Raw genomic sequence first — 20,100 nt, 5'->3', positions numbered from 1 at the left:
ATGTACCAAGATGTTCGCTTATGTCGTGCGTAGACTCTGGCAAATGATTCCGACCATGTTGGGGGTCATTTTGCTGATTTTTTTCCTGTTTAACTGGGTTGGTGGCGACCCTGCCTATATTCTGGCAGGCAAAATGTCCAATCCAGAACAGATTGAAAATATCCGTAAACAGTTGGGCGTGGATCAGCCGTACTATATGCAGTTGTGGATTTTTATCAAGCAGATTCTGACTTTTGATTATGGCGCAAGCTGGAGTACAGGCGAATCAGTATCGCAGATTATCCTGACCCGTTTGGGGCCATCGCTGACCTTGCTGGTTCCATTGGTGATTTTACAAACTGTGATCTCGATTGTACTGGCCTTGGCGGTGGCATCGGTACGTGGTTCACTGACAGACCGTATGGTGATGATGCTATGCACTGTCGGCATGTCGATCAGTATTTTGGTCTATATCATTATCTTCCAGTATGTCTTGGCCTATCAGTTGGGCTGGTTTCCTGTGCAGGGCTGGAGCGACAGCTTTAGCGAAAATCTATTCTATTATTCCTTATTACCCATCCTGATTATGCTGGTGGTGAGCATTGCACCAACCTTACGTCTGTATCGTAGTTTTGTGCTGGATGAAATTCATCAGGACTATGTGCGGACGGCCCGTGCTAAAGGTGTGCCTGAAACACGGGTTTTGGGCATTCATGTGTTGCGTAATGCCTCGATTCCGATTGTCACCGAAGTGATGGCAAGCTTGCCAGCTTTATTAATTGGTGCATTTTTGATTGAGCGTTTCTTTGGGATTCCAGGGATTGGTCGTGAAATTATTATTGCGGTGGAACGTAGTGATTTTCCTGTGATTAAGGCGATTACTGTTTATGTGGCAGCCGTCACCATGATTTTTAATTTGATTGCTGATCTGATCTACAAAGCCATCGACCCTCGTGTTCAGTTGAAATAGGAGGATGACGATGCTCAGTACAATTTTTAAAGGCAAAACCTCCTCAAATGAATCATCTGCGTCAACAGGACTCTGGCATTTGGCCTTGAATCGATTGAAATCAGATCGTATTGCAGTTGTTTCGTTTGTGATCGTACTGTTTTATTTCATTTTGCTGGCTTTATCCATGACAGGCGTGATTGCTTCTAATTGGAATAAAGAAGTGGCAGTCAGTTATGCACCACCGACATTTTTAGGTGCTGATACTGAATCAGATCAAATTAAGGCAATTACAGAAAGCACAGTAACTTTGCCTGAAAATCCTGTTGATCCACTCAAAGACGTGATTCAACAACTCAATGCAGAAATTCAGGCGGAACAACAAGGTAGCTCAGTCATTGATAATTATGGTGTGGTTGATCCTTTAGCAGAGGATATGCTGCAAATTGATCAACAGCTTGGTGGGCATCTACTTGATCAAAAACAAGAGTTAAAAACCACGTTGCCTTTTGGGGCAGATAAGTGGGGGCAAGATGTGCTGCTCAAAACTATTAAAGGTGCTGAAACATCAATTCTGGTCGGTTTGTTATCAGCTTTATTGGCAGTGGTGATTGGTACTTTTCTTGGCGCGATTGCAGGTTATTTTGGCGGTTGGATTGATGATGTACTGAACTGGTTCTATAACATTTTCACTTCGATTCCTTATCTGCTATTAGTGCTCGCGATCGCTGCGGTACTCCAACAAAAAGGAATTTTGTCAATTGTTTTGATTTTAGGTCTAACGGGTTGGACTGGGGTATTTCGTTTGGTTCGTGCTGAATATATGAAGCACAAATCGCGTGAATATGTACTTGCCGCCAAAGCCATTGGAGTGAGTCATTTACGCCGTATGTTTGTGCATATTTTCCCGAATGTCAGTCATATCGCGTTGGTTCAAATTTCGATTCTGGTGGTGTCATTCATTAAATCTGAAGTGATTCTGAGCTTCCTTGGTTTTGGCGTCCCTGTCGGTGTGGTGTCATGGGGCAGTATGCTCAATGAAGCGCAAAGTGAATTGATTTTGGGGAAATGGTGGCAACTGGCTGCGGCATCGATTGCAATGGCTATTTTGGTCACCGCATTCTCGATGTTTACCGATGCATTGCGTGATGCACTTGATCCCAAACTAAGATAGCGGAGCAATAAGATGCAAAATTATCATGAAACGCCATTATTGGAAGTCGAAAATCTGCATATCAGTTTTAAGGGTGAAAATAAGCAGTGGATTGAAACGGTCAAGGGCATTTCATTTACCATTCCCAAAAATAAAACGGTGGCTTTGGTGGGTGAGTCGGGCAGTGGTAAATCCGTGACTTCACTGGCGATTATGGGCTTGCTACCGAAAGGACAAAGCCAAATTGCTAATCAAAGCAAGATCAGCTTTGAGGGAAAGGATTTACTCAATTTATCTGCAAAGGAAATCCGCCAAATTTGCGGCAAAGACATTGCCATGATTTTTCAGGAACCAATGTCATCGCTGAATCCTGTATTTACAGTCGGTGACCAGATTGCCGAAGTGCTCAGGATTCATTTAGGTATGGGGCGCAAGCAGGCTAGAGTACGAGTGCTTGAGTTACTTCGAGAAGTCGGTATCCCTGCACCTGAAACAAAAATAGATGCGTATCCAAGTCAGCTTTCTGGTGGTCAGCAGCAAAGGGTTATGATTGCCATGGCAATTGCTTGTGAACCAAAGCTATTGATCGCAGATGAACCAACCACGGCATTAGATGTCACTATTCAAAAGCAGATTATTGATTTGTTGGAATCATTACGACAACGCCATCAAATGTCGATGCTATTCATCACCCATGATTTAGCACTGGTTGGTGAAATTGCTGATGAAGTGATCGTCATGCGTCATGGTGAAATCCGCGAATGTGGCACCGTTGAACAAATACTGGAACAGCCGCAAGATGTGTATACCCGTGCCTTATTGCACTGTAGACCTCAACTTTCAACCCGACCATACCGTTTACCCGTCACCAGCGATTTTATGAAACAGGACGAAAATGGACAACTGGTCGAAGCAACCAATTTGTCCGAATTGAATCTGAAACAGCGTTCGCGAGGACTTACAGGCGAAGAACAAATTGTTTTAGAGGTCAAAGACCTGAAAAAATCGTTTTATAGTCGTAAAGGTTTATGGGGGCGAGATGAATTTCAGGCCGTGAAAGGTATATCGTTCCAATTGGCAAAAGGTAAGACTTTAGGTTTGGTTGGAGAGTCGGGTTCAGGTAAAACCACGATTGGACTATTGCTAATGCGTCTGTATCAAGCCACAGGTGGACAAGCCTTGATTGGTGGTAAAGATATTCTTGCCATGACTGAGAAAGAATTTTCACAGTATCAGCGTAAAATTCAAATTATTTTCCAGAATCCATACGCTTCACTCAATCCACGCTTTACCGTCGGGCAGATTTTATTGGAGCCGATGCGTATTCATGGCATTGGACAGAATGATGCTGAACGCAAGAAAATTGCACTCGAGCTATTGGAAAAAGTCAGTTTACCTATAGATGCATATGACCGTTATCCACATGAATTTTCAGGTGGTCAGCGGCAACGGATTGCCATCGCACGCTGTCTGACTTTAAAACCTGAGATTTTGATTTGTGATGAATCAGTCTCCGCGCTGGATGTGTCGGTACAGGCACAGGTGCTGAATTTACTGCAAGATTTACAGGATGAATTTGGTCTGAGTTATATCTTTATTTCGCATGATTTATCGGTAGTGAAATATATTTCAGATCAAGTCATGGTCATGAATCATGGTGAATTAGTTGAAATTGCTAACTCGGACGAACTGTATTTACATCCACAACATGAATATACCAAGAAACTGCTGAATGCGATTCCACAGGGGATCAGTCACCATCATTAAAGTTCAGCCATAAAAAAACGCTCTAATGAGAGCGTTTTTTTATTTTCAGGATCAAGAATTAGAACTTCTTAAAACCTTTATTAAAACCGATGGTTTTACGACCGTTATTATTTTCACTGCTACGTGGACGTTGCTGTGGTTCTTGCTCATCATCACGACGCTGTTGACGTAGATAGCCACCACGGCGTGCAGCCAATGGCTTCTCCGCCATTTTTTCAGTACGGCGTTTTGCCATACCAAACAGACCAGTACCCTGACGTGGCTTCAACTCAACCGATTTCGCCAAGTTATCAATATCAGTTTTATCTAATTCCATCCAGCGGCCTGTACGTAATTCACGTGGCAAGATCACCGTACCATAACGGGTACGCAATAAGCGGCTGACTTTTAGGCCTTGCGATTCAAAGATACGACGTACTTCACGGTTACGGCCTTCTTTAACCACCACCTGATACCAACGGTTGATCCCATCACCGCCAATTTCAGAGAATGATTCGAATTTGGCTGGACCATCTTCAAGCTCAACACCTTTCAGCATGTTATTGCGAATTTGCGGTGTTACTTCACCCATCACACGTACCGCATATTCACGTTCAACTTCATTTGAAGGGTGCATTAAACGGTTAGCAAGTTCACCATCATTCGTGAATAATAATAAACCAGTACTGTTAATATCCAGACGACCCACCATCACCCAGCGGTCATTGGCAATTTGTGGCAAATGATCAAATACGGTAGGACGCTTTTCAGGGTCATTGCGCGAGCAAATCTCACCTTCAGGCTTGTAGTAAATCAGCACACGACGACGAATTTCATCTTCAATCTGGAACTGCACCTTACGGCCGTCAATACGCAGTTCATCGGTTGGTTCGATACGCTCACCCACCTGGGCAATACGACCATTGATGCTGACACGGCCAGCAGCAATCACCTCTTCCATATAACGACGTGAGCCTAACCCGACTCTCGCCAACACCTTTTGTAATTTTTCACTCATGACAGCACAACCTTAGACATAATGATCAACAGTTCACCTCTCAAGACTTCGGTGCATGTGCATCGAGAGCCATGAATGCTTCCTTGGCGTTCTGTAGGGGAGGCAATTGATTTAATGACACTAAACCAAAAGCATTTAAAAATTGGGGCGTTGTAATCAACAACGCAGGTCTTCCAGGCAAATCCCTGAAACCAGCTTCTTTAATCCAGTTCCAGTCAAATAAATTTCTTAAAATCTGGCTATTATTCGATACACCACGAATCTGTTCAATATCCGCACGCGTGACAGGCTGATGATAGGCAATCACGGCGACTGTTTCAAGCAGCGATGGCGATAGCTTGGTTGGACGTTCTGGCCACACCTGGGCAATAATATTACGGTACTTTGCCCGCACCTGAAAACGAAAGCCCTGTGCCGTTTCAATCAGTTCAATGGAACGCCCATGCTGTAACATCGCAAGCTGTTGTAAAAACGTGCGTAATTGCTGCTTGGAGTATTGGTTCTGAAAGGCTTCTTTTAACCGTGCAAGTGAAACGGCTGAGTCACTGGCAAATATAATTGCTTCAATCTGCAATAAAACGTCGTGATGAATGTCTTCAAGTGACATTCCCTCATTGGCATTGAACTGGTCTAAACTCATGCGGCAATCCCCTGAACAGTCAGTGGAGCTTCAATACCTGTATGGATGATTTGAATTTTTTGCTGGCGCGTGAGTTCCAGCACTGCCATAAAAGTCACCACCATGCCCATACGACCCTGCTTGGGATTGAGCAGTTCAATAAAACTTAAATTTTCACCAGATGCAAGCTGGCTTTCAATATAGGCCATACGCTCTTCAAGCAATACAGGTTCTTGTGCAACCACATGGGTGATGGGTTCAGGACGGTTAAAGATACAGAATAATGCGTCACGCAGGGCATCGACATCATAACCCTCATAAATTGGGGCAATATGACCAATACTGACATTGGTACTAAAGGTATCCCGCTCAAAAATTGGCATTTGCCCCAGACGTTCAGCCGCCTGTTTAATGCGTAAATAGGTTTCCAGACGGTCAATTAGTTCCTGTTTTGGGTCTTTCTCAAACTGATCCGCAACTTTTGCTTTAGGAAGTAATAAACGTGATTTTAAGTCGGCAAGTAGTGCTGCCATCACCATATAATCAGCAGTCAACTCAATATTCAGCGACTTCATATTGTCCATATAGGAAAGATATTGGGTCGCGATTGGGGAGATGTCGAGCTGCAATAAATCAAAGCCATTTTTTTGAATCAGGTAAATCAGAAAATCCAGGGGACCTTCGAATTGTTCGAGTAGGATTTCAAACGCAGCAGGCGGTATGTACAAATCTTCGGGTATAGTCTCCTGCCACTCGTCAAGCACACGAATGGATGGAGTAGACTCCAGAACTGAGGGGAGAGTTTGATTCATTACCGTTATAAGCCACGCGAATTTTCAAAAGCATGAAAGATATAATTTTGTGTGCAAGGACGACACAATGCTACCAAGAGCTTGGCTATTCTAATCGAAATAGCACATTTAATAAATTACTCACTTACAAAAACCTTAAAGTTCTCAGGGTATTTTTTATCCGAATAGCCGTAAAACCTCGGGGTTTAGCCCGAGGATATAAGGCTGCAATCCGCTAGTCCCCCTTGTGGGGATTAGCTAGGATTGCTAAAAACATTTGAATCTAGTAATCCATGTGCTATGATAATTACGTTGTATATTTTTAGTCAGCAGACTGATACAACACGAAAAAAACAGTTTTCCCCATTGTAATCCGTGCACTCTTTGCAATCCGAAAGGTAGGACTACATTGGAATAAGAAGCAGAGAACTATAGTATCTGTTTCGTGGCAGGACATTGCCATCTAGCAGTAGGAATCCCCGTCCTTTAGGTCGGGGAGGATGTCAATGTGATGCAATTTCACATTGAACAGAGCTAAAGCTATGTTTAAATGGGTTTCCAAAAAGGCTTTAATTAAACGATAACAGCCAATGAGAAATTATTTAAAAACACAACAGAATCAGTTTGGGCAAATGACTGGTTCTTCGCTTGATGAAAATGTGACTGCTTCTACTGTTCAGGGTGATATATCGGGATGATATGTCAAGCTGGTCAATGTGGCTGATGGCATAACAGATCAGGCGGTAGGGCAGTTATGGGAAGCGGTATCGACAGAACCTGATGAACGATGCTGGACCTATCTGCCATATTCCGCACCGCAGAGCCAGCAAAGCCTAAAAGATTCATTACAAAATTTGGTGGTGTTTCAATACGAGGGATTGTTTCGTCAGGATTGTATATTAAAAGGGCACAATCGAAATACGGCATGGTTCTCGATGATTGATGATGAGTGGCCAGAATTAAAAAATGCTTATCAGCAATGGCTGAGTCCTGATAATTTTGATGAACACGGTTTTCAGAAACAGAAGTTGTCTGATTTTTTGATTGAATAAGGGGTAGTGCTTATTCAAAAGCACTGACATCACCAACACCACGACGGATAATTTCAGGATTTTCTCCCGATAAATCCACGATACTGGTGGTGGACAAGGTACCAAAGCCGCTGTCAATAAACACATCAATACGTTTACCTAGTTGGTTTTCAATATCATAAGGATCATCAAGCGGATCTTTTTGATCGGGCAAGATCAATGTACTGGTGAGTAACGGTTCGCCAAGTTCTTGTAATAAAGCTTGTGCAACAGGATTACCTGGAATACGCAGACCAATTGTTTTTTTCTTTGGGTGCATTAAGCGCTTTGGCACTTCACTGGTAGCAGGTAAAATAAATGTGGTAATAGCAGGGGTATTGGCTTTTAACAATCTATACATCGCATTATCAACTTTTGCATAAGTTGCAATATCAGATAAATCACAACACATAATTGCATATTGATGTTTAGGACCTAAGCCACGAATTTGAGCTATTCGCTCCATCGCACTTTTATTCCCAATCTGACAACCAATCGCATAGGCTGCATCAGTTGGATAAACCACCACATCACCCGCACGAATACGTTCAACGGCTTGTGTGATTAAGCGAGCCTGTGGATTTTCAGGATGAATATGTAAATGTAACATTATTATTGTAACTCCCTGATCTTTATGGCTAGATTAAGTATGAAACTTGTTCTACTAAAGATGCAAGTCTTAGATGTGTTAATTTTGTCATTCAATCAAGTAATTCACGTTTAAATTCATTTAGTTGTAATGGTAAGCCATGACGGGTACAAACACAGATATAGTGAATAAAAAGTGCAGCATCTCGTGGTAAAGTGGCTTCACCTGAAAAATAACGTTGTACTTGAGCAAAAACATGATCTTTAAATTGTGTCCCATTGCCGCTATCACCCGTTAAGTTATCTAAAGAGACACGAAACTTTCGACCAAAGGCTGTTGCAAATAACCATTCAATGGCTTGAGGCTTAATTTCAACTTGTTCAAATAAAGCTTGCTGTTCTGCAGTACGACCATCGGGTGCATACCAATAACCTAAATCAGGTAAAAGGCGACGTTTTTCACCTGAAATACTCCAATGACTAATTTCATGTAAGGCACTGTTAAAGAAACCATGTGCAAATTGGATTTTTGCAGGCTGTTGATTTATCGCTGGGAAATATTCTGGTTCAAAATCACCTTTAACAAGCATGACATTATGGTGGGAAAACCAGTGATTAAAGTGTAAAATAAGCCAATCAACCTGTTCTGGTTCTGTTGTTAACGTTTGCCAAGATGAGCGTTGCACTTGATCTGGCGTTAACATAGGAGCAGTGATTGAATGAGGGCTAACAAGTGATGAAGTTGTTACTTCAAGTTGCGGCTGCAACAGATGCATTGCTGTGTTACCACGAGTTCTGTCTAAAGAAGTGCAAAATTGTATCTTAATCTTTGACAGAGTACCGATGAATTTGTAAAATTGCCGCCCACAGGGTCTGCTGACAGTTCAAATGTAACTTGCGTTGCAAAGTAAAATTGTCATAGACAAGGAATGAAACGTAGTTAATGGCGACTCCCTTAACAAGTTTCATGACGATGGATAGGGCAATTTTACTAGCAACCCGTAGGGACAGGGATATTTTTTGATGCTACTGCGTTACGCATTGCTTATTTAGAAAGCTAAATTACGCAATTCGTGCCTTGTATCCTCTAAAAAATGTCCACTGTCGCAACTATATTTGAACTGTCAACAGACCCTCTTATGTCAGCAAATACTTTTCCAAGCCAAATCGAGCCATTTAAATGGGCTGAACAGGGCTATACATGGTCAGGAACACTGCCATTGTCTCGCTTTGCTCGTATTGCTCGAGAAGCTGTTAGTTCAATTGATGATCAATTGATCAACATAGACTGTAAGCTATCAATGGATGCCTATCATCGTATTGTATGGTTAGATGGACATATTGATACTAAAGTTCCAATGGAATGCCAACGTTGTTTGGGATCTGTTGAAATTGAATTAGTCTCAGAATTTCATTTAGCTTTAATTGATGATGAGTTACTGATAGAGCGATTGGATGAGGATGCTGATTTCATCGTTTTAGGTGAAAGTGAATCGTCGAAAAAAGGGAGTATTGATACACCTGCTTCGATTGATTTATTCGCATTGCTAGAAGATGAATTGTTATTGTTGATGCCTTTGTCTCCCAAACATGGTGTTTGTGAGCATAAACATCAACCTGCCCTTCAGGACGTTGTCGAAGAAAAGCGGGATAATCCGTTTGATGTTTTGGCAAGTTTGAAAGGCAAACTTAACTCATAACACAATTTGTGTTATCATGTTGAGTTAAGACAACTGAATTTGTTCTGATCCATTTTTCGATCTTTGTAAGGAGCCATCATGGCCGTTCAGCAAAACCGTAAAAGTCGCTCTCGCCGTGACATGCGCCGTTCACATGACGCTTTAACCGAGAATGCATTATCTGTAGACCAAACTACTGGTGAAACTCATCGTCGTCACCACGTGACTAAAGACGGTATTTACCGTGGTCGTCAATTATTCGCTAAAGCAGCTGATGCTGAATAATTGAATCATATGCATTAAGCGTTAGCTTAAAGTATAGAAAAAATGGGAGCGAAAGCTCCCTTTTTTGTTGTTTTTCGCAATTATAAAACGATTTAATCAATGTTAAATTTCCGCATCGAGAAAAAGTCTGCTGCTATTCTCATGTAGAATCATGAGAAATGATGAAACTGGCAATAGACCATTTTAAGGATTTTTATATGTCGACTAAACGACTTGAGCAGGCAGCTCAAGCAACAAAAACCGCATTTGTATTCCCAGGTCAAGGCTCGCAAAAAGTAGGTATGCTGGCTGAACTTGCTGAGCAGTTTGGTGTGATCAAAGAAACCTTTGATGAAGCATCAAATGCACTAGGTTTTGATTTATGGCATATCGCGCAAAGCGGAGAAGGTTTAGATCAAACTGAAAATACACAACCTGTTTTATTAACCGCTAGTATCGCGTTATGGCGCGTATGGTTGGAGTTAGGTGGTGTAGTACCAAAATACTTGGCAGGACACTCTCTAGGTGAATACAGTGCTTTAGTTGCTGCGGAAGCGATGACATTGGGAGATGCTGTAAAACTAGTGAATTTGCGTGGGAAACTCATGCAAAATGCAGTTCCTCAAGGAGCAGGTGCTATGGCTGCAATTCTAGGTCTTGATGATCAGAAAGTGGTTGAGCTTTGCCAAGCTGCGACAGCAAATGGCGAGGGTTCGGTTGAAGCTGCCAATTACAATGCGCAAGGTCAAGTTGTGATTGCAGGAACTGCGACTTTAGTCCAACAGGTTATCGCTGCTGCAAAGGAGCAATCAGGCAAAGCCATTGCGCTACCAGTATCTGTGCCTTCACATTGCTCATTAATGAAGCCAGCAGCAGAACAGTTTGCTGAAGCTTTGGAACAAACTGCCATTGAGCTACCACGCCTTCCTGTAATACAAAATGTCAACGCGGAAATTGCGACAGATGTTGCTCAATTGCGTCAGGCATTAACGGCTCAGTTGTATGAGTCAGTGCAATGGACTCGTACCATGCAATATCTGCAAGATCAAGGTATTCAGTATGTGGTCGAATGTGGACCTGGGACTGTACTGAGTAATCTTGCGAAGCGATTACCGAACATAGAAAAAGCATTTGCGATTGATAGCAAAGCACGTATGGAAGATGCCCTAAACGCAGTATTAGTGGCAGAAGGAAAAATTGCATGACACAACAACGAAAAGTTGCGTTAGTGACAGGAGCTAGCCGAGGCATTGGCGCAGCAATTGCACAGCAGCTCATTCAAGACGGTTTTTTTGTAGTTGGCACCGCGACTTCTGAATCAGGCGCGCAAAAACTGACAGAAAGCTTTGCTGAGAACGGTGCGGGTGCTGTACTTGACGTTCGAAATGGTGAAGCGATTGATGCACTGGTAACAGATATCGAGCAAAAATACGGTTCTGTCTTAGTTCTAGTGAACAATGCTGGGATTACGAAAGATAATTTGTTACTTCGTATGTCTGAAGATGATTGGGACGATATTCTCAATATTCATCTCAAAGCTGTTTACCGTCTCTCGAAGCGTGTTTTAAAAGGTATGACTAAAGCACGTTTTGGTCGAATTATTAACATTAGTTCAGTGGTTGCACATTTTGCAAATCCAGGCCAAGCCAACTATTCAGCAGCAAAAGCAGGGATTGAAGCATTCAGTCGTAGTTTAGCTAAAGAGATGGGCAGCCGTCAGATTACTGTAAATAGTGTTGCACCTGGATTCATCGCGACTGAAATGACTGATCAGTTAAGCGAAGATGTTCGTAAAAAAATGAGTGATCAAGTAGCTTTAAATCGTCTAGGTGAGCCTCAAGATATTGCGCATGCAGTGAGTTTCCTTGCAAGCGATAAAGCTAGTTACATTACTGGTACAGTTTTACACGTAAATGGTGGTCTATACATGGCCTAAGTGGCGATGTATAAACTTTTAAAAGTTTTTATATTCAATTAAACTAGTGGCAAATCAAAACGCCACAAGCAATGAGGAGAATTCCTGTGAGCGATATCGAACAACGCATCAAACAAGCTGTAGCTGAACAATTAGGTATGCGTGCTGAAGAGATCAAGAATGAAGCATCTTTCATGGATGATTTAGGTGCTGACTCTTTGGATCTGGTTGAACTTGTAATGTCTTTTGAAAATGATTTTGACATCACCATTCCAGACGAAGATTCTAATGAAATCACGACTGTTCAATCTGCAATTGATTATGTAACCAAAAAACTTGGTTAATCATATCACATGATTAAAAGCCACCTTTTTCGGTGGCTTTTTTATATGTTCAACTTTTCATATGAATAGATGTAAAAATATCTTACAAAAAAAATAAACTATAAATATGAAAATAATTTATTTGAGTGTATAAAATTTATGCTATTTAAAATAATTTATTTGAGTGTATAAAATTTATGCTATTTAAAATAATTTATTAAACCATAACAACAAAAGGGAATTTTATGAATATAGCAAACCGTATTAAAGAGATCATTATTGAGCAACTTCGTGTAAATGAAGAAGATGTTTTACCAAATGCATCCTTTACAGATGATTTAGGCGCTGATTCATTGGCTGTAGTTGAGCTCATTATGGCTTTTGAGGGAGAATTTGGTACTCAAATTCCTTATGAAGAGGCTGAGAAAATTATTACCGTTCAATCTGCAATTGATTATATGACCAATATTGTGGGAGAAAATGCTTAAATTGCTTCAAGTTTTGAACGAATTGAAAGCCGCCGTAAGGTGGCTTTTTATATTTAAAAAATATATAAATGTGAAAGCTTAAAATCAGTTTTACTGCATATACATATATTTACAAGACCTCGTTAAATTGAAACTCGCATGCTTTATTTTTTCTGTATAACTAATTGTAAGTCTGTTTTGACTATGCTTAATCAATAATTACAGAGGAAATAAAAAATGGGTCTTTTTGATTTTGTTAAAGGCATTGGTAAAAAAAATACAGCACCAGCAGAACCTCAGCTTGCTCCAGCTACACCTGTTGAGCCTTCAGCTCAAGAGATTGCCAATAAATTATTAGGTTTAATTAAAAGTTTAGGTCTTGGTGTTGAAGGTTTATCAGTAACCTACAATGGCAATACCGATACAGCCATCATTAAAGGGCAAGTTAAAAGCCAAGCAGATAAAGAAAAGATAGTCCTTGCCGTCGGTAATATTGATCACGTTGCTCAGGTCGATGATCAGATGACGGTTGAGGTGCCTGAACCAGAAAGTAAATTCTATACCGTAAAATCAGGTGATAATTTATCTAAGATTTCTAAAGAGTATTATGGCGATCCAAACCGATACAATAAAATTTTTGAAGCGAATAGACCATTACTCAAAAATGCGGATGATATTTTTCCTGGACAAGTTTTACGTATCCCTGAATAAATTGTAATGTGACAGAAGAGGCGCGTATTGCGCCTTTTTTATTTCAAAATAAAAGATAAAATCTATAAAATTGAAATTACTAAAACATTAAAAAAATGAATCCATTTACTTATGCTTTATGTCAAAAGCCCGTTTTAAGTGTGGCAATGTGGATGACTGGTCTTTGTGCATTTCCTCCATTATTTTCAAATCTTCCGATTGATTTAACTCATACAGGTGCATTAGCAACTACTGAATTTAAGATAAATGTACCAAAGTCGTACCACTTAAGCCTAACTGTTGAATTTGAATCAGCACAAAAGCGAGTTGATGATCTTGTTGTTGGAAATACTTTTAACCAATATTGTGATGGGACTATAAAATATAACAACATTCCTATAGAGAAGAGAAAAGAATTAGGTCAACCAATAACCTTGCAAGTTATTGTAAGAAAATCAAAAAATCATGAAATTGTTTTTAATCAGCAATTTCAGTCTTTATGTTCAACAGGACATGATGGTAAAAATCAAAGTTACAGAAGTATTGGCTGGATTCCTTTATCTCAAGATCTTTATGTGATTGAAGTTGTTAATTTACAACCACATAATCACTTAAAAAATGTCAAAACAACTTTAAGCTTAAATGCAAGTAATGGTGGTAAATAATCTTAAGATAATAATTGTTTAGGAAGTTTATCCATTAATTGTAAAAAAGGTTTTGGGCTTTGTAATGCTCTAGATAAGATTAAAGATCCTTGAATACGTATCACAGTATCTTGTGCTCGCTCGAAAGCTTGTTCTTCTGATATTCCCGCATCTTGTAAAACGACAGAGATACTTTCAATCAGTCTTGTAAATACGGGTTGAATTTGAGGTAAAAAGGTTTGGTGCGCTTCACTTAAGGTTAAAACTGCCAAAATACACGCTACATGGCCATTTTCATAAACTTGCTTTAATGAATAGGTCAGAGCTTCTAAACGTTCAATAGGTGATGCGTTGCTTTGTAGGTGAATAAAAATATGATCTTCGCGCCATTGTTCTAAATAGCTCAAAACATCTTGTGCCATTTGTTGTTTTCCATTTGGAAAGTGATGATACAAACTGGCTTTACCTAGACCTGTTCGTTCAGAAATTTTGGATAAAGAAGCACCTTCATAGCCATATTCTCTGAAAATACTTAATAAAGATCGAATTAAAGTCGGTTTATCCATAAAATTACTCATACCACTTGATTTTGTACCGATCGTTCGGTACATTAAAATTATATAACCACAAAAGAAGATGACAATGAAACTTTATAATACTGTAATCTCAGGAAATTGTTACAAAATCAGATTATTACTTTCATTTCTGAATTTAGACTACGAAAAAGTCTCTATAAATTTAGGTGACCAAGAGCAAAAGACAGAACATTTTCTAAAACTGAATCCTTTAGGGCAGATTCCTGTGCTAGAAGATCAGGGGAGGCATATCCATGATTCTCAAGCAATCTTGTGCTATCTCGCTAGAACATATGATGCTCATCAGCTTTGGTTTCCTCAAGAAACAATTGCAATGACACATGTTTTAGAGTGGTTATTTTTTGCCAATCAAAGAATTGCTTCTACTTTATCGGCAGCACGAGCATTTCATCTGATTAAAAAACCAAATATTGATATCGAAAATGCGACTGCAATGTCACATGTATCATTAGCAGTTGTAAATCAACATTTAAAAACAAGAAATTGGTTGGTTGGTGAATCAGCCACGATTGCAGATATTGCTTGTTATCCCTACATCGCTTTAGCGCATCAAGGAAAAATAGAATTAGACCTATATCCAGATGTTCAGGCTTGGTTAACACGTTTTCAACAATTGCCTCGTTTTATTGAATTAGATGAATAATAGGTTAGGCATGAAAAAAGTATTGATTACTGGAGCCAGTCAAGGAATTGGGCAAGCGATTGCCCAAAAATTCTTGGATGAGAATTATGAGGTGCATAATATTTCTCGACATACTCCACAATATTCACATCTTCATTTGCATCATTGGCAAGCGGATATGTTGCAATATGATCAAATTGAAAAGGTGATTCTGCAGATTGGGCAGTTTGATGTGCTGATTAATAATGCAGGTTATATGAATACACTTACAGCCGCTTCATATACGTGGGAAGAAATGCAAAAAATTATGAATGTAAATCTGATTCATACGATGCAGTTGAGTATTGATGTGGCTGAAAATATTTTTAAAAAACAGAAATTTGGACGCATTATTAGTATGGCATCCATTGCTGGACAAATTGGTCATCCTGATATCTGGTATGGTATCTCAAAAGCGGGGCTAATTAATGGGATGCGTAGTTTGGCTCGTAGTCATGCCCAGCATAATATTCAAACCTTTAGTCTCGCACCTGGCCCTGTTGAAACACGGATGATGCAAAAGATTCCTATTGAAAGACAAAAGCGGTTAAAAGAAGCGACGTTAAATCAGCAATTTTGCCAAACACAAGAAATTGCAGAAACAGCTTTTTGGCTGGCGCAAGTAGCTCCAAATTGTTTAAGTGGTGAGGTATTTGATTTGAATAATGGTGTGAATTGTCGTTAGATCATGTTGAATAAATGAATAGAAATATATGTATTTCTATTCATTATTATTTAAGTTTTAAAACCGCTTAGGAATTTTTTGCCCATTGGGTACAGGGGTCTCAGCTTGTTTTAATACACCAAATAACCACGTTTCAGCATGTTGGACAGCAGTTTTGAGTGAATCACCTAAGGCTAAACGTCCTGCAATAAAACTTGCCAAAGAACAGCCAGAACCATGATATTGTCCTTCTAAACGAGGGCAATGACTTTCAGCAATCATTTTGCCGTCAGCATAAAGTACATTACGAATATGATCAGGTGTATCTTCATGTCCACCTTTCACTAGTACAGCTTTTGCGCCCATCTCAAATAATTTTTGAGTGGCTTGTTCAATATCATCAATACCTGTTAAGGCTCTTAATTCAACTGTATTTGGGGTAATGACTGTGGCTAAGGGAATTAACTCAACAAATGCTTTAACTAATGTTGCTTGATCACCGAGTGACCCACCACTATTCGCGACTAATACTGGATCGAGTACATATTGATAATCTGGATGTTGACGTAAAAACTCAGCCAATGCAGTAATATTATCGGTTGTACCCAGCATGCCTGATTTTACACATTTAATCGGTAAATCACCCACTACTGCATTTGCTTGAGCAAGTAGTAACTCTTTTGAAGTGGCTTCAAAACCAAACACTTGTTGCGAGTTTTGAATGGTCAATGCTGTGCAGGCAATTGCTGCATGTGCGCCACTTTGCCCAATTGCCTCAATATCTGCTTGTAAGCCAGCACCGCCTGATGGATCTAAACCTGAAAAACAAAGTACGGTTGGACGCACTGCAATTTCCTTTTATGTTGTCATTTAGGCTAGTATAGGGGAGTTTTGAGCAACTCTCGATACTGTGTTGTAAGGCTTTAAGAGATTGCACGAATGACGATCAAAAATATTCTGATAGATTTGGATGGAACATTAACTGACCCGAAAGCGGAGATTCATCGTTCAATTCGTTATGCTTTAAAAAAACTGGGTCAACTCTTAGCAGATGAGGTTGATCTGGACTGGACCTTTGGACCACCTCTGTTTTAGGTGTGATGATAAATTAAGTATTCAGCTATATTTAATAAAGTAATACTGCAACATACTTTACAAGTTGGGTTGCGTAAAAATAATGCATTAATTTTAGATATTTTGTTATGTTCTCATAGCATGAAAAAAGCCAGTTTATTTTTAAACTGGCTTTTAGGAATCGTGATGTTTTCTGCTTATGCAATTTGTACAGGAATACAGTTTGCTGTGTGGTTCACTGTATTGTCTGGGTTTGCATAGACCAAACGAGGTTTGTGCAGGTTTGCCTCGACTTCGGTGAAATCACCAAAAGTTGCAATAATCACTAAGTCACCAACATCAGCCTGATGGGCTGCACCACCATTTACTGAAATAATGCCTGAATCATCTTCACCACGAATTGCGTAGGTTGTGAAGCGTTTGCCGTTGGTTACGTTCCATACGTGGATTTCTTCGTATTCACGAATCCCTGCTAAGTCCATTAACACACCATCAATTGCACAGGAACCTTCATAATGAAGTTCCGCATGTGTCACAACCGCGCGGTGAATTTTACATTTTAATAAACGAGATAGCATGGCTAGCGTCTCCTGAGTAAGACCTAAGACGGATATCTTATGGTTGACTTGTCACGTTTCCGCAGGCTATAGGCGGTTTGATGCGCATTTTGCGCCTAAAACTGCAATATGGCAAGCGTGATTGATCAACAATTTCAGTTTAAGTTTAAGCGGGTTTGTATGCATTAATTTGATTCATGGCCTGTGGAACCTGTCCACTCACAAGCATTTTGACTTGTGATAAGGCATGGGCTATTGCGGCATCCATTAAATCTTGTTCACTGCTGGGAGCTTTGCCAAGCACATGACCAGAAACACGTTCTTTTGAACCAGGATGTCCAATTCCAATGCGTAAACGATGGAAATTGGGACCAATATGGGGAACGATATCACGGAGACCATTATGTCCGCCGTGTCCGCCACCTGTTTTCAAGCGAATCACGCCAGGGTCCATATCCAGTTCATCATGGGCAATTAAGATTGACTCAGGTGCAACTTGATAGAATTTGGCGAAAGGGGCAACACTTTGACCAGAACGGTTCATAAAGGTGGTAGGGAGGAGCAAACGTACATCATGGCCCTCAACTTGGCCACGACCACTATATCCATGAAACTTGGGGTCAGCTTTTAAATTGATGCCATAACGATCTGCAAGCTGTTCAACAAACCAGAAACCTGCATTATGGCGGGTTTGGGCATATTCCTTTCCAGGATTGCCCAAACCAACAATTAGCGAAATACTTGACACTAATTTACGCCTTTAACACTTATGCGCGTTTGAAATCAGCGTGCATTGGAGTGTTTTTAGCTGGGTGACGTTGCAATGCCTGGATTTTAACATTTTCAACTTTGTCACCGATTTTGATTTCGATTACTTCTTCAAAGAAAGCATTGCTTTCTAAAGCTTTAACGATTTCACGAAGCTCTAAAGTAACAGTTACAGGCTCAGCACTACCACCGTAGATAATCGCTGGAATTTGCGCTGCGTGACGAAGGCGGCGGCTCGCACCTTTCCCTTGTTGAGCAGCTTCACGTGCTTGAGCATTTAATACGAAGTTTGCCATGGGCATATCCTCATTGAGATTTAAGAAACTAAACTTGCGACCAGTTTAGTGATAGAAAACCCCGCCATAAGGCAGGGCTTGAAAAAAGCTGGGGTATTATAGATAACTATCGAACATTGCGCTAATAGATTCTTCGTTATTAATACGACGAATTGTTTCAGCAACCATGCTGGCAACGGAAACCTGGCGAACTTTACCTAAGGTTAATGCTTCATCTGAAAGAGGAATGGTGTCAGTTACCACAAGTTCATCAATCACAGAGTTGCGCAGGTTATCAAGTGCCTTGCCAGATAGAACAGGGTGGGTTGCATAGGCAATCACACGGCGGGCACCAAACTGTTTCAGTGCATCAGCCGCCTTGCAAAGCGTACCAGCGGTATCCACCATATCATCGACAATGACACAGTCACGGTCTTTGACGTCACCGATCAAATGCATCACTTGAGATTCATTGGCTTTTTGACGGCGTTTGTCAATGATAGCCAGGTCGATGTCACCCAATTGCTTTGCAACAGCACGGGCACGAACAACGCCACCCACGTCAGGTGAAACCACCATGAGGTTGTCATGTTGCTGCTGACGCAGGTCAGCCAATAACGCTGGTGTACCGTAGATGTTGTCCACTGGAATATCGAAGAAACCCTGAATCTGGTCTGCATGCAGGTCAATCATAACCACGCGGTCAATTCCCACAGTGGTCAGCATGTCTGCAACAACCTTGGCGGTAATTGGCACACGAGCAGAACGTGGACGACGGTCTTGGCGTGCATAACCGAAGTAAGGGATGACAGCGGTGATGCGACCAGCACTTGCGCGACGCAAAGCATCTGCCATTACCAGGATTTCCATCAGGTTATCATTGGTTGGGGCACAAGTGGACTGAACGATGAATACGTCTTTACCACGTACATTTTCAGTGATTTCAACTGAAATTTCACCATCAGAGAACTTGCTTACAGCAGCGGCACCCAGAGGGATATGCAAATGGCTTACGACTTTTTGGGCGAACTGTGGATGAGCACTTCCACTAAAAACGACGAGATTGGGCATGAAGCACCTGAGCGAGGATTACGTGAAGCAACGCTTCACCCGAGCGCAAGTGAAAAATCTATGATTTTTCTAAAGAGGATTACGTGAAGCAACGCTTTGCCAAAATATAAAGGAAAAATTTATAATTCTTCAAAATGAAATCAAGTGAAACAACGCTTGATTCAAGTATGGAAAATCTATAACTCTTCCTCATAGAGGTTAAGCGAAACAACACCTCACCCAAGCGCAAAGAGGAAACTAAAAATTTCCCCAACGGGTAGTTTAAAGAATAATCTATTATATGGCAGGGGCGGCTGGATTCGAACCAACGGATGGCGGGATCAAAACCCGCTGCCTTACCACTTGGCGACGCCCCTAATGCGGCAGAACTTTAATGGTTTTATATGATTTTGTCAATATGATTGATCAAATACCGATATAAAACAAGCCTGACGAACAAAGAGAAATGGCAGGGGCGGCTGGATTCGAACCAACGGATGGCGGGATCAAAACCCGCTGCCTTACCACTTGGCGACGCCCCTAAATTTGATGATCTGTAA

24 protein-coding genes, 2 tRNA genes and 2 pseudogenes are annotated in these 20,100 nt (G+C 40.7%); 15 read left to right on the top strand and 13 right to left on the bottom strand.

What is annotated here, in order from left to right; all coding sequences use genetic code 11:
* Positions 1–10: 10 nt before the first annotated feature.
* From F988_RS10380 to F988_RS10370, 3 genes are read left to right on the top strand one after another with little or no spacing between them, the layout of a single operon-like run.
* Positions 11–949 (top strand): ABC transporter permease, encoded by a 939-nt coding sequence (locus F988_RS10380; RefSeq protein WP_004682879.1) that lies wholly within the window; start codon positions 11–13, stop codon positions 947–949.
* A gap of 10 nt (positions 950–959) precedes the next feature.
* A complete protein-coding gene (locus tag F988_RS10375; protein ID WP_004682877.1) occupies positions 960–2,102 on the top strand; it encodes an ABC transporter permease in 1,143 nt (380 codons plus the stop codon).
* Positions 2,103–2,114: 12 nt separating this feature from the next.
* Positions 2,115–3,848 carry an ABC transporter ATP-binding protein gene (locus F988_RS10370; RefSeq protein WP_004682875.1) on the top strand — a complete coding sequence of 578 codons (1,734 nt, stop codon included), beginning with the start codon at positions 2,115–2,117 and terminating at the stop codon, positions 3,846–3,848.
* A gap of 58 nt (positions 3,849–3,906) precedes the next feature.
* On the opposite strand, the gene rluB is transcribed toward F988_RS10370, so the two are convergent.
* Genes rluB through F988_RS10355 form a run of 3 tightly spaced genes read right to left on the bottom strand, consistent with a single transcriptional unit; the run spans position 3,907 to position 6,276 of the window.
* Positions 3,907–4,845: a 23S rRNA pseudouridine(2605) synthase RluB gene (gene rluB / locus F988_RS10365; RefSeq protein ID WP_004676474.1), complete on the bottom strand. Its 939-nt coding sequence runs from the start codon at positions 4,843–4,845 to the stop codon at positions 3,907–3,909.
* Between the two features lie 40 nt (positions 4,846–4,885).
* Positions 4,886–5,485 (bottom strand): SMC-Scp complex subunit ScpB, encoded by a 600-nt coding sequence (gene scpB / locus F988_RS10360; protein ID WP_004682874.1) that lies wholly within the window; start codon positions 5,483–5,485, stop codon positions 4,886–4,888.
* On the bottom strand, positions 5,482–6,276 hold the full coding sequence (locus F988_RS10355) for a segregation and condensation protein A (RefSeq protein ID WP_004682872.1): 795 nt from the start codon (positions 6,274–6,276) through the stop codon (positions 5,482–5,484). Before F988_RS10355 ends, scpB begins: the two co-directional genes overlap by 4 nt.
* A 569-nt stretch (positions 6,277–6,845) precedes the next feature.
* Between F988_RS10355 and F988_RS10350 the strand changes: the two are divergent.
* A pseudogene (locus F988_RS10350) lies at positions 6,846–7,307 on the top strand (hypothetical protein).
* Positions 7,308–7,317: 10 nt separating this feature from the next.
* Here F988_RS10350 and F988_RS10345 read toward each other — a convergent pair.
* Both F988_RS10345 and F988_RS10340 read right to left on the bottom strand, forming a co-directional pair.
* A complete protein-coding gene (locus F988_RS10345) occupies positions 7,318–7,935 on the bottom strand; it encodes an L-threonylcarbamoyladenylate synthase (protein WP_004682870.1) in 618 nt (205 codons plus the stop codon).
* Positions 7,936–8,026: 91 nt separating this feature from the next.
* Entirely contained in the window at positions 8,027–8,689 is a 663-nt protein-coding gene (locus F988_RS10340) for an elongation factor P hydroxylase (protein WP_004682869.1), read from the bottom strand.
* Between the two features lie 363 nt (positions 8,690–9,052).
* Between F988_RS10340 and F988_RS10335 the strand changes: the two genes are divergently transcribed.
* From F988_RS10335 to F988_RS10300, 8 genes are all read left to right on the top strand, one after another.
* Positions 9,053–9,613 carry a YceD family protein gene (locus F988_RS10335; protein ID WP_010589351.1) on the top strand — a complete coding sequence of 187 codons (561 nt, stop codon included), beginning with the start codon at positions 9,053–9,055 and terminating at the stop codon, positions 9,611–9,613.
* Positions 9,614–9,691: 78 nt separating this feature from the next.
* On the top strand, positions 9,692–9,877 hold the full coding sequence (gene rpmF, locus F988_RS10330) for a 50S ribosomal protein L32 (RefSeq protein ID WP_004638135.1): 186 nt from the start codon (positions 9,692–9,694) through the stop codon (positions 9,875–9,877).
* A 197-nt stretch (positions 9,878–10,074) separates the two neighbouring features.
* The gene (gene fabD, locus F988_RS10325) at positions 10,075–11,061 is read left to right on the top strand and encodes an ACP S-malonyltransferase (RefSeq protein WP_004960135.1); all 987 of its coding nucleotides are present in this window, start codon (positions 10,075–10,077) and stop codon (positions 11,059–11,061) included.
* Positions 11,058–11,792: a 3-oxoacyl-ACP reductase FabG gene (gene fabG, locus F988_RS10320; RefSeq protein WP_004682865.1), complete on the top strand. Its 735-nt coding sequence runs from the start codon at positions 11,058–11,060 to the stop codon at positions 11,790–11,792. The genes fabD and fabG overlap by 4 nt, the downstream gene beginning before the upstream one ends.
* A gap of 86 nt (positions 11,793–11,878) precedes the next feature.
* Entirely contained in the window at positions 11,879–12,115 is a 237-nt protein-coding gene (gene acpP, locus F988_RS10315) for an acyl carrier protein (protein ID WP_004655272.1), read from the top strand.
* 224 nt (positions 12,116–12,339) lie between these two features.
* Positions 12,340–12,582 carry an acyl carrier protein gene (acpP, locus tag F988_RS10310; protein ID WP_004682864.1) on the top strand — a complete coding sequence of 81 codons (243 nt, stop codon included), beginning with the start codon at positions 12,340–12,342 and terminating at the stop codon, positions 12,580–12,582.
* A gap of 216 nt (positions 12,583–12,798) precedes the next feature.
* Positions 12,799–13,272: a peptidoglycan-binding protein LysM gene (gene lysM, locus F988_RS10305; protein WP_004682862.1), complete on the top strand. Its 474-nt coding sequence runs from the start codon at positions 12,799–12,801 to the stop codon at positions 13,270–13,272.
* A gap of 95 nt (positions 13,273–13,367) precedes the next feature.
* Positions 13,368–13,916 (top strand): DUF5625 family protein, encoded by a 549-nt coding sequence (locus F988_RS10300; RefSeq protein ID WP_004682861.1) that lies wholly within the window; start codon positions 13,368–13,370, stop codon positions 13,914–13,916.
* Between the two features lie 2 nt (positions 13,917–13,918).
* Here the strand turns inward: F988_RS10300 and F988_RS10295 are convergent, their stop codons facing one another.
* On the bottom strand, positions 13,919–14,461 hold the full coding sequence (locus F988_RS10295; protein ID WP_004682858.1) for a TetR/AcrR family transcriptional regulator: 543 nt from the start codon (positions 14,459–14,461) through the stop codon (positions 13,919–13,921).
* A 76-nt stretch (positions 14,462–14,537) separates the two neighbouring features.
* On the opposite strand from F988_RS10295, the gene F988_RS10290 reads away from it, so the two are divergent.
* Both F988_RS10290 and F988_RS10285 read left to right on the top strand, forming a co-directional pair.
* On the top strand, positions 14,538–15,134 hold the full coding sequence (locus tag F988_RS10290; protein WP_004682857.1) for a glutathione S-transferase family protein: 597 nt from the start codon (positions 14,538–14,540) through the stop codon (positions 15,132–15,134).
* 10 nt (positions 15,135–15,144) lie between these two features.
* Positions 15,145–15,837 carry an SDR family oxidoreductase gene (locus F988_RS10285; RefSeq protein WP_004682856.1) on the top strand — a complete coding sequence of 231 codons (693 nt, stop codon included), beginning with the start codon at positions 15,145–15,147 and terminating at the stop codon, positions 15,835–15,837.
* A 57-nt stretch (positions 15,838–15,894) separates the two neighbouring features.
* Here the strand turns inward: F988_RS10285 and F988_RS10280 are convergent, their stop codons facing one another.
* Positions 15,895–16,662 carry a hydroxymethylpyrimidine/phosphomethylpyrimidine kinase gene (locus F988_RS10280; protein WP_004682855.1) on the bottom strand — a complete coding sequence of 256 codons (768 nt, stop codon included), beginning with the start codon at positions 16,660–16,662 and terminating at the stop codon, positions 15,895–15,897.
* Between the two features lie 93 nt (positions 16,663–16,755).
* On the opposite strand from F988_RS10280, the pseudogene F988_RS15240 reads away from it, so the two are divergent.
* Positions 16,756–16,905, top strand: a pseudogene (locus tag F988_RS15240) (hypothetical protein); the annotation flags it as partial.
* Between the two features lie 182 nt (positions 16,906–17,087).
* On the opposite strand, the gene panD reads toward F988_RS15240, so the two are convergent.
* The 6 genes from panD to F988_RS10250 form a co-directional block, all read right to left on the bottom strand.
* On the bottom strand, positions 17,088–17,468 hold the full coding sequence (gene panD, locus F988_RS10275) for an aspartate 1-decarboxylase (RefSeq protein ID WP_004655255.1): 381 nt from the start codon (positions 17,466–17,468) through the stop codon (positions 17,088–17,090).
* Between the two features lie 145 nt (positions 17,469–17,613).
* Positions 17,614–18,195, bottom strand: coding sequence for an aminoacyl-tRNA hydrolase (pth, locus tag F988_RS10270; RefSeq protein ID WP_004682853.1), 582 nt, complete (start codon positions 18,193–18,195; stop codon positions 17,614–17,616).
* A gap of 19 nt (positions 18,196–18,214) precedes the next feature.
* Positions 18,215–18,511 (bottom strand): 50S ribosomal protein L25, encoded by a 297-nt coding sequence (gene rplY, locus F988_RS10265; protein WP_004676507.1) that lies wholly within the window; start codon positions 18,509–18,511, stop codon positions 18,215–18,217.
* 96 nt (positions 18,512–18,607) lie between these two features.
* Positions 18,608–19,561: a ribose-phosphate pyrophosphokinase gene (locus tag F988_RS10260; RefSeq protein ID WP_004676510.1), complete on the bottom strand. Its 954-nt coding sequence runs from the start codon at positions 19,559–19,561 to the stop codon at positions 18,608–18,610.
* A 281-nt stretch (positions 19,562–19,842) separates the two neighbouring features.
* Positions 19,843–19,917, bottom strand: a tRNA-Gln gene (locus F988_RS10255).
* A gap of 90 nt (positions 19,918–20,007) precedes the next feature.
* Positions 20,008–20,082 (bottom strand) — tRNA-Gln (locus F988_RS10250).
* Positions 20,083–20,100: the final 18 nt, after the last annotated feature.

This window comes from Acinetobacter parvus DSM 16617 = CIP 108168 (assembly GCF_000368025.1).
Lineage (GTDB): Bacteria > Pseudomonadota > Gammaproteobacteria > Pseudomonadales > Moraxellaceae > Acinetobacter > Acinetobacter parvus.
The sequence above is the reverse complement of the archived record's forward strand: the minus strand, read 5'-3'. Positions and strand labels throughout refer to the sequence as shown.